Source organism: Citrobacter sp. L55, assembly GCF_002850715.1.
Lineage (GTDB): Bacteria > Pseudomonadota > Gammaproteobacteria > Enterobacterales > Enterobacteriaceae > Citrobacter > Citrobacter braakii.
On the sequence record NZ_KZ559399.1, the window covers coordinates 583,710 to 597,443 of the forward strand.

Consider the following 13,734-nt stretch of genomic DNA (forward strand, 5'->3'; position numbering starts at 1 on the left):
AGCCGTGAGGTATCAGGTGCGAATATTGGCAGTGGCAATCATGGTGTGCTTGCTGAGCGGATGCGGCAGTATTATTAGCCGAACTATCCCAGGGCAAGGGCACGGAAACCAATACTATCCTGGCGTGCAATGGGATGTCCGGGACTCCGCGTGGCGCTACGTCACCATCCTCGACCTGCCATTTTCGCTGGTGTTTGATACTTTGCTGCTCCCGCTCGACATTCACCACGGACCTTACGAGTAAGCTATCGCTCATCCCATTCATCGGCCGCGGTCTGACCCTCTTCGGTATCCAGGGGAGGTTCCAGCTGGAATTCACCTTCATCCCATTCGTGAAGCGTGTTTTCTTCTTGCCACTCCTGACGGATTTCAATTTCATCATAGTCGCCATCAAAAACGCTTTGGGCCGCTTCACCACTCAGCATTGGCAGGCATTCACCCTCGCCCTCATCCTCATCAGCAAAGAATTCCGCCTGCCACATAATGTCACCATCCTGTAGCACGTATTTTTGTACGCTAAGCTGTTGAACGCTGGCTTCGTCGGGCTCAAGGTCAGGGTTATCAGCCAGAAATTCTTCACGAGCGGCATCAATGGCTTCTTCCAGCGTGGCATACATGGTCATCAGAGTCTCCCTTTGATTTAATGAAGTATTCAGGGAAATAATAGTTGATTCTCCGATATTGCAAGTATGAATGCACAAAAATCATCCCGTAGCCTCAGTGCTCCGGCGACGGCGCAGACTATTCCACGAGTAGAAAGCGTTAAACAGTACGACGCCCGCGGTCACGCAGAAGACGGCGCGAAAACCGTAGTTGGCGGAAATTGCCGCCCCCATTAACGGCCCCGTTACGTTACCGATATCGCGAAATGACTGGTTATAACTGAAAATACGCCCGGCTATCTGATTGGTTGAGTTATAGACCAGCAGCGTTTGTACTGCCGGGAGCAGAGCCCCGTCAGCGGCCCCCAATAAAAAGCGCAGAACGGCAAGTTGCCAGGGCGATTGTACAAACGACATTGGAATAAGCAGCAGCACGGAGATGACCAGAGCAACAATCAGGATCTTCTCCGGGCCAATTCGATCACCTAATTTGCCGAGCCGCGGGGCGCTGATTAACGCAGCCACGCCCGGTACGGAAGCAATCATCCCGCTGATAAAGGCGATGTTACTGACGTTGCCAGCCAGCTCTCGAACGTACAGCGTCAGAATTGGCGCGATGGACCCGGTTGCCACCTGGATTATCAGCGTTGTGACAAACAGGCTCAGCACCAGTTTGGGATTTTTTAACGAGGCCACGACTTCGCGAATGTGCAGCATCTCTTTCTTGCTCACCGGTTGGAAACGTTCGCGAATAAAAAATAGCGTCAGGATAAAACAGAGCAGCAGTACGCTGGCGGTGATGAAAAATACCGGGCGTAGTCCGTACTGATCCGCGAGCAGCCCGCCAGCCAACGGTCCGAGCAACGCGCCGCTGACGCCGCCGGTGGAAAGCGTTCCCAGCGCCCAGCCGCTTTTATTGCGCGGAACCTGGGTGGCGATCAGCGCATTGGCGTTGGGAATGAAACCACCGAGCAGACCCAACAGGGCACGCAGGACCAGGAACTGCCAGATATTTTGCGCCAGCCCCATCAGCAGCATCACAATCGCCATACCCAATGCGGAACGCAGCAGCATGATTTTTCGCCCTTTGCGATCGGCAAGGCCACCCCAGAAAGGAGAGGCGATGGCGGAAAAGAGAAAAGTGATGCTGAAGACCAGACCTGACCACATATTCAGGGCGCTATGACCCGTGACGCCGAGGCTCTCGACATAGAGGGGCAAAAAGGGCATAACCAGGCTAAATGCTGCACCGGTTAAAAAACAACCCAGCCAGGCAACGGTGAGGTTGCGTTTCAAGTTTATGGGAGCATCTGAGGGGGACATAGCGTTCCGCAGTGTGGCGCGCTGTTTGCGCTATCGATTGAATATAAGCAAGCAGGCTAATTATGCGCCTGGTAGATAGTTGCTGCAATGCGGATAGCAGTTAAACCTAAAGCGGGCAGGGAAGGTGTTGCAGTCCACAGGACTGCAACCGTGCTTTAGTACAGGGAAGGTGAACCTTCAGGACGCGTCTTGAAACGACGGTGTAGCCACATGTACTGCTCCGGGGCCATCATGATGCATTGCTCAACAATCTTATTCATCCACGCTGCCGTAGTCTCCGCGTTGTCTAACGGCGGTGAACACTCCGGAGGCAGCATAATCAATTGATAACCTTTACCGTCAGGTTTGCGGCGGGGAACAAACGGTACCAGGCAGGCATTCGACATGCGTGAAAGCATCCAGGTCCCGGAGGTTGTTGCGGCCTGTTCAACAGCAAAAAGCGGGACAAATACGCTGGCGCGGGGACCGTAGTCATGATCCGGCGCGTACCAGACCACTTCGCCTTTTTTCAACGCTTTAATCATTCCTTTCAGGTCTTTACGATCGAGCATGGATTTATTAGAGCGCATACGGCCCCAGGTTTGTAGCCAGTCGAGCAGTGGGTTGTCGTTAGGGCGATATACGCCTATCCCCGGCTCCTGCAAACCAAACTGACGCGCACCCAGTTCAAGGGTCAGAAAGTGCAGACCCACTAACAAAATTCCCCGTTTTTGCGCCTGAACGTCGCGGATATGTTCCATCCCGATAACTTCCGTCCAGCGTGAAATGCGCTTGTCAGACCAAAACCAGGCCATTCCGGTTTCCATCACGCCCATGCCCACGGACTCGAAGTTCTTGATGATCATCTGCTGGCGTTCCTGCTCGCTCATTTGCGGGAAGCACAGTTCCAGATTACGGGAAACAATTTTTGCCCGACGTTTCATCAAACGTAATGCCAGACGACCTAATGCGCAGCCCAACTTGTAAAGAACCGGGTAGGGTAACTGCACGATTAACCAAAGGATGCCAATGCCCAGCCAGGTTAACCAATAACGTGGATGCAGTAACGCAGCCGAAAACTTGGGTAAATTCGTCATGTCTATCCTGTCTTCAAACGACCAATTGCCTGTATTGTCGCATTTTTTCGCGCATATCAAAAATTTGTGACGGGAGAACGGTGATTAAACCAGCAATTGTTGTTGCACTTTTATATTGGAGTAAGAAATGTAGCGTAAAATGTGTGGATGTAAATTGGCGGTGTTTGCTTTATTATGCCGCCGATTTTCATTTTCTCCCTATTTGCAGGATACGTACACCATGCCAGTGTTACACAACCGCATTTCGAACGATGCGCTCAAAGCCAAAATGTTGGCTGAGACCGAGCCGCGCACGACGATCTCATTCTATAAATATTTCACCATCGCCAATCCTCAGCACACGCGTGATGCGCTGTACCAGATGTTCACTGCATTGAGCGTCTTCGGGCGCGTTTATCTTGCCCATGAAGGAATCAATGCGCAAATCAGCGTACCGCAAAGCAACGTCGAGGCATTCCGCCAGCAGCTTTATGCGTTTGATCCCGCATTCGCCGGGTTACGTCTGAATATCGCGCTGGATGATGATGGTAAATCTTTCTGGGTGCTGCGCATGAAAGTGCGTGAACGCATCGTGGCGGATGGCATTGACGATCCGCAATTTGACGCCAGCAACGTAGGTGATTACCTGAAGGCGGCGGAAGTAAACGCCATGCTGGACGATCCTGACGCGGTATTCATTGATATGCGCAACCACTATGAATATGAAGTGGGCCATTTCGAGAATGCGCTAGAAATCCCGGCAGACACGTTCCGCGACCAGTTACCGAAAGCCGTTGAAATGATGCAGGCGCATAAAGATAAAAAAATCGTTATGTATTGCACGGGCGGGATCCGTTGTGAGAAAGCCAGCGCCTGGATGAAACACAACGGATTTAGCAAAGTCTGGCACATTGAGGGGGGTATTATTGAATATGCCCGCAAGGCGCGTGAACAGGGGCTTCCTGTGCGTTTTGTCGGTAAAAATTTCGTTTTTGATGAGCGTATGGGCGAAAGGATTTCTGAAGATGTTATTGCGCATTGTCATCAGTGCGGAACGGCGTGCGACAGCCATACTAATTGCAAAAATGATGGCTGCCATCTGTTGTTTATCCAGTGTCCGGCCTGCGCGCAGAAGTATAACGGCTGCTGTAGCGAGTTGTGTAGCGAAGAGAGTAAGTTGCCGGAAGAAGAGCAACGTCGTCTGCGCGCCGGACGTGAAAATGGCAACAAAATCTTTAATAAGTCACGCGGTCGCCTGAATACCAAACTGGGTATTCCGGACCCTGCGCAATAGTCATCATGCCGGATGGCGGCTTTAGCCCCATCCGGCAACTCATACGTTACTTCTGTTGGACGCCTTCCACTGAGATGATCAGATCGACTTCCTGAGACGCCGGGCCGAGATCGGTGGTGATGTTGAAGTCCTTCAGCTTAATTTTACCTTCTGCTTCAAAACCTGCACGCGTGCCACCCCACGGATCGCCGCCCTGACCGATCAGCTTCGCATCCAGCGTAACCGGTTTGGTGACGCCGTTCAGGGTGAGATTACCGGTGATATCCAGGTCGTTCCCCTCTTTCTTCACGCTGGTAGAGCTAAAGGTCGCCTGCGGGAATTTGGCCACGTTAAGGAAATCTGCGCTACGCAGGTGCTTGTCGCGTTCGGCGTGATTGGTGTCAACGCTGTTGGTGTTGATGGTGACGTTAACCTTATCGGCTGAGGGATTTTTCTCATCAAAGGTAAAAGTCCCGTCGAAATCTTTAAATGTGCCGTACAGCCAACTGTAACCCAGGTGCTGAATACGGAAATTAACAAAGGCATGCTGTCCTTCTTTGTCAATTTTGTAATCTGCCGCCACGGCTGACCCGGTGGTGAATAACAGAGAGGCGAGTGTAAGTCCCAGCAGGTTTTTTTTCATTTTAAGCTCCATAGTCAGATGACGATTTTCCCAACATGCGATTCAGGGTATCGTCGTTATCGATAAAGTGATGTTTCAGGGCCATCAGTCCGTGCAGAAGCGATAAAACCACCACGGTCCACGCAAGCCACAGGTGCAGACTACCGGCGAGGTCGGCCTGAGCGCCCGCATTGGCAAGGGTGGCAGGAATGTCGAACCAACCAAATACGCTTATCGCTTTGCCATCAGCGGTGGAAATCAAATACCCGCTGATGACAATAGAAAAGAGCAATGTGTATAGCGCGAGGTGACCCAGTGCCGCCGCGATGCGGGTGAAACGGGAATAACTTGCCAGCGCAGGAGGAGGAGGGGAGATCAACCGCCAGACGACGCGGATAACCAGCCCCATCATAAGCACAACGCCGATGCTTTTATGCAGTTCAGGGGCCTGGTGATACCAGCCGTCGTAATAGCTGAGCGTGACCATCCACAATCCCAGCGCAAACATGCCATATACAGCAATCGCAATCAGCCAGTGCAAAGCGGCAGACACCACGCCATAGCGTTGTGGAGTATTATTGAATTGCATAAGTGCACCGTTAGATATTTCAGAAGTGAATGAAAATGGCGCGTAAAAGACATTAATGCAACTAATAAATAACAATAATGGTGATATTTGTTTCTGATTCAATAAAATTGATTGAATTGTGAAGCAATCATCAAGGAATTAGTGGGGGTGGATGACATTAAGGCTTGGTTTCAGGGTGTTTAAGGTGTTTTTCTTGTTCAGTTAATTGCAATGAAAATTAAGTTAATATCAGTTTATGTCAATTAGTGTCAGCGTTGTGGGTTCAGAAAAACATAATATATATCACATCCATAATTGCCAGCAGCGACCATAAAATAATGTAGAGCATAAGATGCTCGCGAATATTATTAACCAGATAGTGAAAGATGCGGCGCATCAACGTTATTCCTGTCATTAAAAATGGCCTCACCAACGAGGCCATTCATTTATTATCGCTTAAAACGATTTAGCCTGAAGGGCGTCAGGTCAAAGTCAGACGATTTGTCCTGGCGAAGTCTGCCGCAATCTCTCCGAGGACGGAGGCAAACTTAAAGCCATGTCCGCTCAGCCCGGTGATGATCAGCGTGTTGTCATGCTCCGGTAGAGTATCAATAATAAAGTCTTCATCTGGTGAGTTATCATAGGTGCAGGACGCACCGTGCAGACAGCAGCCCACGCCTGGCAGAATTGTGCGCAGGAATGGGAAGGCTTCAGAACCATCGCTGGCTACAGCGGCAAACGGCTTGCGCTCTTCTGCCGAATGAATTACCTGTCCGCCATTGTGTTTACCAATTTTTAGCTCGTCGTTTTCTGCCGGGAAACCGTAGAATTGATCGCCATTTGGTAGCTCTCCGGTGAAGGCAGGGAAGTTATTCTTAACGCTGTAACGCCCATCGGCTTGATACCAGGCGAACACTTTGCGTACCGGTTGTATCGGTAGTTCAGGGACTAATGCCTGTACCCAGGTTCCGGCGCTGATCACCGCTTTTTGCGCGTGATAGTCACCATCGGCGGTTTCTACCGTGACGCCATCATCACTATGACGAATTGCGCTGACCGGGCATTTAAATAGCTGCGCACAGCCTGCTTCTTCCGCCAGACGGATCCAGGTTTTAATCGCTAACTCACTACGTAAAAAACCAGACTCCGCTTCAAACAGACCGATATAGTTTTCAGGTACGCGAATCTCTGGCCAGCGCGCCATAATGGCTGCTGCATCCAGTTGTTCAACATTGAGTTGCCACTGTTTTGCGCTTTGCGCCGCGGTCGCTAAGAAGGTTGAATCTGCCGGACCAAGGTTGATGACACCAGAGCGCACAAAAATCGGCTCTTCATTTTGGGTGGATAATTCATCCCATAATGTTTGCGCACGCAGCACCAGCGGAACATATTTTTCACCTTCGCCATAGGCATGACGAATTAATCGAGTGTCGCCGTGGTGGCTGCCCTGCTGATGCGGTGGCATATGCGCATCGATCATCAGAACCTTCAGACCGGCGCGAGTGGCATAGTATCCGGCTGCGGCACCCACGGAACCGCTGCCAATTATGATTAAGTCGTATTTCATCCGCTTCTCTCTGCAATCGCGATAGTAGCAGGGTAAATAAGTGACCCGGAATATTCAACCTGGAAATAAGAAAGGCACCGGAAAGGTGCCTTTTGATGGTTGGATGTATCAGATTTAATGTCGCTGATACTCATTTACCTGGTAATCGCCGGATTCAATTTTAGCGATTCCTGCTTCTAATATCGAAATAAATTGCCTGGCAACATCAGTGGTTAACCAGAGCGTTTGACCAACTTCAGTCCCATCCGGGTCTGGACGATTCGGGGTCTGGTAGTGCAAACGCAGCATCAGCGCATCGTAGCTATCAACAGTGCTGATGTCCCATCCTACTAACGGATGAGTCTGAATGACTTCATTATTCTTTTCCATCATGCCCCCTAATTCGTGTTACTAGACAACGGTTTTCGAGGTTCAATGCGTTTTTTCTGAAGCAACTTCAGTATATCAATAAATAAGGGTATTCATTGAAAATTTAAAGAGGTAAGCACATAAAATTTTCGTTTTCAGCGTTATCTGACTAACAAACCGACATGTTATTCATTTTTTTTAAGCATGTTGCACAATTATTTTGGTGTTGTGGTTAAAAGATAGACAGGAATTTATTATTAAAATATCAGTTTGCCAGAAGGAATGAACTATTGATTAAAAGATGGTGTGTATAAAAAAGCCGGGGCGACCCGGCAAACAAACATCACTGCATATCATTATTTATTCATTGATGAACCAGTCATCCGCGCTTTCCCAGGTCTCCTGGAGGATCTCGCTGATGCGTTCTTTATCCTCTTTGGTGGCACCAATAACCGACAGATTGTTTGCGCCGGCATAACGGACGGTAACGTTACCTTCGTTATCCGGAAAATGGTGCTGAATACGGCGGGAGAGTTCACCTGCCAGCGCGTCAATTGCACCAGCAGGTAAAGGTGAAGTTTTGGCAATAGTGACTTCAATACGCATAGTAGCCCCCTGTGGAATATACTGTTTATTTATACAGTTATTCTCACCAGTTGGCTACACTTTTTTTAGCTTTTCACGGACCAGTGTACCGTTTCGCCACCCAGGAAAGGCACCAGCGTATCATCTTGCAGCGCAATGCTCTCCGGGACCTGGTGCTCCACGCGTTCCAGCTCAATAAAGGTTTCATTCACCGGCAAACCGTAGAACTGTGGGCCATTGAGTGAGCAGAAGGCTTCAAAATGGTCCAGCGCATTCATCTCTTCAAACACGGTGGCATAACTGCTCAGTGCGGTCGGCGCATTAAAGCAGCCCGCACAGCCACAGCTTGACTCTTTGCGATGACGCGCATGCGGCGCTGAGTCGGTACCGAGGAAGGCGCGGTTAAACCCGCTGGCGACCAGCTCACGCAGCGCCTGTTGATGGACGTTACGTTTGAGGATCGGCAGGCAGTACAGATGAGGGCGAATCCCGCCGACCAGCATGTGGTTGCGGTTAAACATCAGGTGCTGCGGCGTAATGGTCGCCGCCAGAAGGTCGTTGCCGTCGCGCACGTATTCGGCAGCATCTTTAGTCGTGATATGTTCGAACACCACTTTCAGCGCAGTTAAGCGCTGACGCAGTGGTTCCATCACCGTTTCAATAAAGCGCGCCTCGCGATCGAAAATATCGATATCCGCATGCGTCACTTCGCCGTGCACCAGCAGAGGCATACCCAATTTTTCCATCCGTTCCAGCACTGGCATGATGGCATCAATAGAGGTTACGCCATGCGTCGAGTTGGTGGTGGCATTGGCCGGATAGAGTTTTGCGGCGGTGAACACGCCTTCGTTGAATCCACGTTCCAGCTCATTGGGATCCAGCGTATCCGTTAAGTAGCAGGTCATTAATGGCGTGAAGTCGTGTCCGGCAGGAACCGCGTCAAGAATTCGCTGGCGGTAAGCGATAGCCGCGTCAACCGTGGTGACGGGCGGAGCCAGGTTCGGCATGACAATGGCGCGGCCATAAACTTCGCTGGTATAGGGCACGACAGTTTTTAACATGTCGCCATCGCGAAAGTGAAGATGCCAGTCGTCTGGGCGGCGGATCTTTAAAACCTGGGATGGTGCAGTCATCAATATGCTCCGGCTGAGGATAGTCTTTTTTGCCGGAAACAAAGGATAAGCGGAAACGTTTTCGTTTGCACGAAAAAAAAGGGCGCATCGGCGCCCTCTGTCATATTAGTCGGTGAACGGGATAATGATTTCTCCCGGTTTCACCTCAATGCCTTTCGCCAGTTTTTTCGCTAGCGCTTCCCCCTGGCTGCTGTCATCCCGCAGAATGTACGCCGGCTGCTGGTTGAAATAGTTGCGCAGCGACTGATTTAAATAAGGCATCAGCGTTTGCAGTACCGACTGCATTTTTTCCGGCGTGACGGTAGCGTCCACGACTTCCATTTCTTGCAGATAAATCGCGCCTTTTTCTTTATTGAAAACCGGTAAGGCTTTTAGCTTCAACTTCATGGTCGCTTTCTGACTGCCAAACAGGGAGTTCATGTCCAGGTTGGCGTCTCCGGTCAGCGTCACTTTATTGGGTTCTTCACGGCCTATCTGGCTGGCGAGATTGTTCAGTACGATATGTGCTTCAGCGACACCAGGCAGACCGATATCTTTTGAAAAGTTATTATTCTTCGCCAGGGCCTGATTAATCTCTTGCTCGCTAACCGTGTATTGCGTGAGTTGATTACAACCAACCAACAGGCCGCTGACAATTAGTGCAGCGGCAAAAAAAAACTTTTTCATGGGGTTCCTCAACATGATGCTTGTGGTGTAATCGTGACACAAAGCATCATCGAGCACCAGCGCTGCGGGTAACAGCAGAAAAAACTGAAAAATGCGCGTACGCCAGATTGGCTATCAGGCGTCAGGCTCCAGCATACCACGCGTTGGGCGTTTGAGACTGAATTGCCACCCCAGCGCCAGGAAAGTGATGAAGCCGATAATGCCGAGCATCATCCAGGGCAGCTCCGGTTGTGCCAGGGCTTTACCCATGTCAAACAGCCAGCCGCCGCCGATATAACCAATGGCGCCGCCGATGGCGAGTCCCAGTCGACTGAAACCCATATAGCTTCCCCGGGCACGTGCATTCGCCAGCGAGGCGCTCAGGGTTTCACGCGCCGGTTCGGCGATGATTGAGCCAATATAGAACGTGCAAATCAGGGTGAACAACTGCTGCAAATTTCCGACCAGGCCGATGGGCATCATGCTTAAAGACATCACCAGCAGACCGGCCATCAGGCGATGCTCAAGGCGAAAGCGTTTTTCACTCCAGCGGGCAATCGGGTAGAGCAACGTTAAAGAGAGGCACGCCTCGATGGCATACATCCATTTCACAGCGGCCGGTGAGCCAGCGATGTCGTTTACCATTATTGGCAGCATCAGCATCACTTGTACCGCCAGCATGTAATAGCCCGCCAGCGTCAGCACATAAGTGACAAAGCGCTTGTCATGCATCACATGGCTCATTCCTTCGCGCACCGGAATTTTCACCGTCGACAGCTTCCATGCCGGAAGTAGCCAGGCGTTAAACGCCGCGCACAGAACGAACAAAATTGCGCCGGTGGCACACACCAGACGGAAATCGTATTGCAATAACCAACTGCCGAGCAACGCGCCAACCACTGCCCCGGCGCTATCCTGCATCATCAGAATAGAGAAAAAACGCCCGCGCTTTTCCGGACGGATCAGTTTGACCACCAGCGCCGAGCGGGGAGGGTCGAACAACGTGCCGCCCAGCCCGGAAAGAAAGCAGGAAAACCACAGCAGCCACGGTTCATGGGCAATGCCCATGGTGGCGAATCCGGCAGCGCGCATCAGCATGCCGGTGACGATCATCGGTTTTGCCCCGAAACGGTCAGCAATAGCACCGCCGAAGATACCTAAACCTTGCTGGATAAATTGACGTAATCCAAGCGCGATACCGACCATCACGGCAGCCCAGCCCATTTGATCGACAAAACGAATTGAGATCAGCGGGAAAACGACGAAGAAACCCAGCACGACCAGCATGTTATCGATAAGAAGGAAGTATTTACCCAGGTTCCTTGCCTGCGAGACTTGCGACATTTCCCCTCCAGGGAAAAACTCGTCACTCTGGATAGAGTTTAAAAGATAAGCACCTCCTATTCTGCGGTGTCGTCATCGCTTTTCCCACCCTTCGCGGGACAATATTTTTTTATCAAAAGTCCGTCTTGATAGAGAGTTTTCATCAAAATGTGTGAATAATTCAAAAAATGGCATTTTGCTCTTTTCACAGGGCGTATTTGCGCAGGTATAGTAATGCGAATAGCGTATTGAAGACGTTACGGGAAGGAGTAGGTATAGAATGTTTGGCTATCGCAGTAACGTGCCAAAAGTGCGCTTAACCACGGACCGCCTGGTCGTGCGTTTAGTGCATGAGCGTGATGCCTGGCGTCTGGCAGATTATTACGCAGAAAATCGTCATTTCTTAAAACCCTGGGAACCTATTCGCGATGAAAGCCACTGTTATCCGTCAGGCTGGCAGGCGCGTCTGAGCATGATCTCTGAGTTTCATAAACAGGGCACCGCTTATTACTTTGCGCTGCTCGATCCGGAAGAAAAAGAGATTATTGGCGTCGCGAACTTCTCGAACGTCGTGCGGGGATCTTTCCACGCCTGTTATCTCGGTTACTCCATTGCACAGAAGTGGCAGGGGCAGGGGCTGATGTATGAAGCCTTAACCTCGGCCATCCGCTATATGCAGCGCACGCAGCATATTCACCGCATTATGGCTAACTACATGCCACATAATAAACGCAGCGGTGACCTGCTGGCGCGACTGGGTTTTGAAAAAGAAGGGTATGCCAAAGACTACCTGCTGATTGACGGGCAGTGGCGCGATCACGTGCTGACGGCGTTGACCACATCAGAATGGACCCCCGGCCGCTAAGTTTCAGATGCAGCCATGATTAATGGAGAAGACGATGAAATACGAATTAACCGCCACTGAAGCACGGGTGATTGGCTGTTTATTAGAAAAACAAGTGACTACACCTGAACAGTATCCGCTCTCCGTTAACGGAGTCGTAACCGCCTGCAATCAAAAAACGAATCGTGAACCCGTGATGAACCTGTCGGAATCCGACGTGCAGGATCAGCTTGATAACCTGGTGAAACGGCATTTCCTGCGTACGGTGAGTGGCTTTGGTAATCGCGTCACGAAATATGAGCAGCGTTTCTGCAACTCTGAGTTTGGCAATCTTAAGCTCAGCGCGGGGGAAGTCGCGCTCATTACCACGCTGTTGCTGCGCGGCGCTCAAACACCTGGTGAACTGCGTAGCCGCGCCTCCCGGATGTACGAATTCAGCGACATGGCCGAAGTAGAGTCGACACTGGAGAAACTGGCAACCCGGGAAGATGGTCCTTATGTCGTTCGCCTGGCGCGTGAGCCGGGCAAACGTGAAAGCCGTTATATGCACCTGTTTTGCGGTGACGTTGATGAAGCGATGGCCACCACAGATGAACTTCCGGCAGCTTCGGGCGATCTACAGGCGCGCGTTGACGCGCTGGAAACAGACGTCGCGGAGCTTAAGCAGCGGCTTGATTCCTTGCTGGCGCACCTGGGAGACTGATGTGAATAAATTACGTATCGGCGTTGTCGGGCTCGGCGGGATTGCGCAAAAGGCCTGGCTGCCCGTGCTGGGCGCTAGTGCAGACTGGACGCTGGAAGGGGCATTTTCACCTTCGAGGGAAAAAGCGCAGCGTATCTGTGATACCTGGCGGATACCTTACGTTGATTCACTGGTTAATCTGGCGCAAACCTGCGATGCGGTTTTCGTCCATTCCAGTACCGCAACGCACTATGCGGTGGTCAGCGAACTGCTGAATGCCGGGGTTCACGTGTGCGTGGATAAACCGCTGGCGGAAAACCTGCGCGAGGCTGAACAATTGGTGGAGCTGGCCGAGAGGAAAAAGCTGACGCTGATGGTGGGGTTTAACCGTCGATTTGCGCCGCTGTATCAGGATCTCAAATCCCAGTTGGGCAATGCGGCGTCCGTACGCATGGATAAGCACCGGACGGACAGCGTCGGGCCGCACGATCTGCGCTTCACTCTACTGGACGACTATCTGCACGTTGTCGATACCGCATTGTGGCTGGCGGGAGAGAAAGCGCAGTTAAATAACGGTACGCTGTTAACCAATGAATCCGGCGCGATGCTCTATGCGGAGCACCATTTTTGTGCCGGGCAAATGCAGATAACGACCAGTATGCATCGCCGCGCCGGTAGCCAGCGCGAGAGCGTGCAGGCGGTGACGGATGGTGGCCTGATTGACGTCACGGATATGCGGGAATGGCGGGAAGAGCGCGGGCAAGGTGTGGTGCACAAGCCGGTAGCAGGCTGGCAAACTACCCTGGAGCAGCGTGGTTTTGCCGGATGCGCACGTCATTTCATTGAGTGCGTGCAAAATCAGACGGTTCCCCAGACGGCAGGTGAGCAGGCGCTCTTGGCCCAGCGCGTTGTCGAAAAGCTGTGGCGGGAGGCAATGGCTGAATAACCCCCTGTAACATCTGGCGGTAGTAATTCATTGTAATCCAGGTACTATATGCCAACTCAAAAATAACACCTCTTTTCAACCATAGGCTGGTTTGTCGGCCTGATAAGACGCTACGGCGTCGCCATCAGGCACAGCAAAAGTGCCGGATGGCGGCGATCATGCCTTATCCGACCTACGGGCAGGTTTGTCGGGGGTTTGCCTCAGAGTCTGGAATACAA

Annotated in this window: 16 protein-coding genes and 1 pseudogene; 5 read left to right on the plus strand and 12 right to left on the minus strand. The window is 51.4% G+C overall.

Annotation, left to right across the window (positions count from 1 at the left end; all coding sequences use genetic code 11):
- The first annotated feature begins 16 nt into the window (after positions 1 to 16).
- A complete protein-coding gene (locus B9P82_RS02875; RefSeq protein WP_016152609.1) occupies positions 17 to 244 on the plus strand; it encodes a YceK/YidQ family lipoprotein in 228 nt (75 codons plus the stop codon).
- A gap of 1 nt (position 245) precedes the next feature.
- Here the strand turns inward: B9P82_RS02875 and B9P82_RS02880 are convergent, their stop codons facing one another.
- The 3 genes from B9P82_RS02880 to B9P82_RS02890 form a co-directional block, all read right to left on the minus strand.
- Entirely contained in the window at positions 246 to 623 is a 378-nt protein-coding gene (locus B9P82_RS02880) for a MysB family protein (protein WP_016152610.1), read from the minus strand.
- 81 nt (positions 624 to 704) lie between these two features.
- Complete coding sequence (gene mdtG, locus B9P82_RS02885) at positions 705 to 1,925, minus strand: multidrug efflux MFS transporter MdtG (protein ID WP_101699917.1); 1,221 nt, start codon at positions 1,923 to 1,925, stop codon at positions 705 to 707.
- A gap of 155 nt (positions 1,926 to 2,080) precedes the next feature.
- Positions 2,081 to 3,001, minus strand: a complete 921-nt coding sequence (locus B9P82_RS02890; protein ID WP_016152612.1) for a Kdo(2)-lipid IV(A) acyltransferase — start codon at positions 2,999 to 3,001, stop codon at positions 2,081 to 2,083.
- A gap of 220 nt (positions 3,002 to 3,221) precedes the next feature.
- Here B9P82_RS02890 and B9P82_RS02895 point away from each other — a divergent pair, with 220 nt between their 5' ends.
- A complete protein-coding gene (locus B9P82_RS02895; RefSeq protein ID WP_016156181.1) occupies positions 3,222 to 4,274 on the plus strand; it encodes an oxygen-dependent tRNA uridine(34) hydroxylase TrhO in 1,053 nt (350 codons plus the stop codon).
- 46 nt (positions 4,275 to 4,320) lie between these two features.
- On the opposite strand, the gene B9P82_RS02900 is transcribed toward B9P82_RS02895, so the two are convergent.
- The 9 genes and pseudogenes from B9P82_RS02900 to mdtH all read right to left on the minus strand — a co-directional run bounded on the left by B9P82_RS02900 (position 4,321) and on the right by mdtH (position 11,065).
- Positions 4,321 to 4,896, minus strand: coding sequence for a YceI family protein (locus tag B9P82_RS02900; RefSeq protein WP_101699918.1), 576 nt, complete (start codon positions 4,894 to 4,896; stop codon positions 4,321 to 4,323).
- A gap of 1 nt (position 4,897) precedes the next feature.
- Complete coding sequence (locus tag B9P82_RS02905) at positions 4,898 to 5,464, minus strand: cytochrome b (RefSeq protein WP_016152615.1); 567 nt, start codon at positions 5,462 to 5,464, stop codon at positions 4,898 to 4,900.
- A gap of 262 nt (positions 5,465 to 5,726) precedes the next feature.
- Positions 5,727 to 5,840, minus strand: coding sequence for a YceO family protein (locus B9P82_RS02910; protein ID WP_003036148.1), 114 nt, complete (start codon positions 5,838 to 5,840; stop codon positions 5,727 to 5,729).
- A gap of 52 nt (positions 5,841 to 5,892) precedes the next feature.
- A pseudogene (solA, locus tag B9P82_RS02915) lies at positions 5,893 to 7,010 on the minus strand (N-methyl-L-tryptophan oxidase).
- A 114-nt stretch (positions 7,011 to 7,124) separates the two neighbouring features.
- Positions 7,125 to 7,379, minus strand: a complete 255-nt coding sequence (gene bssS, locus B9P82_RS02920) for a biofilm formation regulator BssS (protein WP_003036154.1) — start codon at positions 7,377 to 7,379, stop codon at positions 7,125 to 7,127.
- Between the two features lie 339 nt (positions 7,380 to 7,718).
- Positions 7,719 to 7,964 (minus strand): DNA damage-inducible protein I, encoded by a 246-nt coding sequence (gene dinI, locus B9P82_RS02925; RefSeq protein ID WP_003036157.1) that lies wholly within the window; start codon positions 7,962 to 7,964, stop codon positions 7,719 to 7,721.
- A gap of 65 nt (positions 7,965 to 8,029) precedes the next feature.
- The gene (pyrC, locus tag B9P82_RS02930; RefSeq protein WP_101699920.1) at positions 8,030 to 9,076 is read right to left on the minus strand and encodes a dihydroorotase; all 1,047 of its coding nucleotides are present in this window, start codon (positions 9,074 to 9,076) and stop codon (positions 8,030 to 8,032) included.
- 105 nt (positions 9,077 to 9,181) lie between these two features.
- Entirely contained in the window at positions 9,182 to 9,742 is a 561-nt protein-coding gene (locus B9P82_RS02935; RefSeq protein WP_016152618.1) for a lipoprotein, read from the minus strand.
- Between the two features lie 114 nt (positions 9,743 to 9,856).
- Positions 9,857 to 11,065, minus strand: coding sequence for a multidrug efflux MFS transporter MdtH (gene mdtH / locus B9P82_RS02940; protein ID WP_016156184.1), 1,209 nt, complete (start codon positions 11,063 to 11,065; stop codon positions 9,857 to 9,859).
- Between the two features lie 259 nt (positions 11,066 to 11,324).
- On the opposite strand from mdtH, the gene rimJ reads away from it, so the two are divergent.
- The 3 genes from rimJ to B9P82_RS02955 are packed head-to-tail and all read left to right on the plus strand — an operon-like array spanning position 11,325 to position 13,516.
- The gene (gene rimJ / locus B9P82_RS02945; RefSeq protein WP_006685101.1) at positions 11,325 to 11,909 is read left to right on the plus strand and encodes a ribosomal protein S5-alanine N-acetyltransferase; all 585 of its coding nucleotides are present in this window, start codon (positions 11,325 to 11,327) and stop codon (positions 11,907 to 11,909) included.
- A gap of 34 nt (positions 11,910 to 11,943) precedes the next feature.
- Positions 11,944 to 12,591: a YceH family protein gene (locus B9P82_RS02950; protein ID WP_047359336.1), complete on the plus strand. Its 648-nt coding sequence runs from the start codon at positions 11,944 to 11,946 to the stop codon at positions 12,589 to 12,591.
- 1 nt (position 12,592) lies between these two features.
- Positions 12,593 to 13,516: a Gfo/Idh/MocA family protein gene (locus B9P82_RS02955; protein WP_101699921.1), complete on the plus strand. Its 924-nt coding sequence runs from the start codon at positions 12,593 to 12,595 to the stop codon at positions 13,514 to 13,516.
- The last annotated feature ends 218 nt before the right edge of the window (positions 13,517 to 13,734 follow it).

Excerpts from the sequence above, each read along its gene's own strand:
- B9P82_RS02890 (WP_016152612.1), bottom strand. The coding sequence starts at position 3,001 with ATGACGAATTTACCCAAGTTTTCGGCTGCGTTACTGCATCCACGTTAT.
- B9P82_RS02900 (WP_101699918.1), bottom strand. The coding sequence starts at position 4,896 with ATGAAAAAAAACCTGCTGGGACTTACACTCGCCTCTCTGTTATTCACC.
- mdtH (WP_016156184.1), bottom strand. The coding sequence starts at position 11,065 with ATGTCGCAAGTCTCGCAGGCAAGGAACCTGGGTAAATACTTCCTTCTT.
- pyrC (WP_101699920.1), bottom strand. The coding sequence starts at position 9,076 with ATGACTGCACCATCCCAGGTTTTAAAGATCCGCCGCCCAGACGACTGG.
- B9P82_RS02950 (WP_047359336.1), top strand. The coding sequence starts at position 11,944 with ATGAAATACGAATTAACCGCCACTGAAGCACGGGTGATTGGCTGTTTA.
- B9P82_RS02935 (WP_016152618.1), bottom strand. The coding sequence starts at position 9,742 with ATGAAAAAGTTTTTTTTTGCCGCTGCACTAATTGTCAGCGGCCTGTTG.
- bssS (WP_003036154.1), bottom strand. The coding sequence starts at position 7,379 with ATGGAAAAGAATAATGAAGTCATTCAGACTCATCCGTTAGTAGGATGG.
- B9P82_RS02905 (WP_016152615.1), bottom strand. The coding sequence starts at position 5,464 with ATGCAATTCAATAATACTCCACAACGCTATGGCGTGGTGTCTGCCGCT.
- B9P82_RS02910 (WP_003036148.1), bottom strand. The coding sequence starts at position 5,840 with ATGCGCCGCATCTTTCACTATCTGGTTAATAATATTCGCGAGCATCTT.
- rimJ (WP_006685101.1), top strand. The coding sequence starts at position 11,325 with ATGTTTGGCTATCGCAGTAACGTGCCAAAAGTGCGCTTAACCACGGAC.
- dinI (WP_003036157.1), bottom strand. The coding sequence starts at position 7,964 with ATGCGTATTGAAGTCACTATTGCCAAAACTTCACCTTTACCTGCTGGT.
- B9P82_RS02880 (WP_016152610.1), bottom strand. The coding sequence starts at position 623 with ATGACCATGTATGCCACGCTGGAAGAAGCCATTGATGCCGCTCGTGAA.
- B9P82_RS02895 (WP_016156181.1), top strand. The coding sequence starts at position 3,222 with ATGCCAGTGTTACACAACCGCATTTCGAACGATGCGCTCAAAGCCAAA.
- mdtG (WP_101699917.1), bottom strand. The coding sequence starts at position 1,925 with ATGTCCCCCTCAGATGCTCCCATAAACTTGAAACGCAACCTCACCGTT.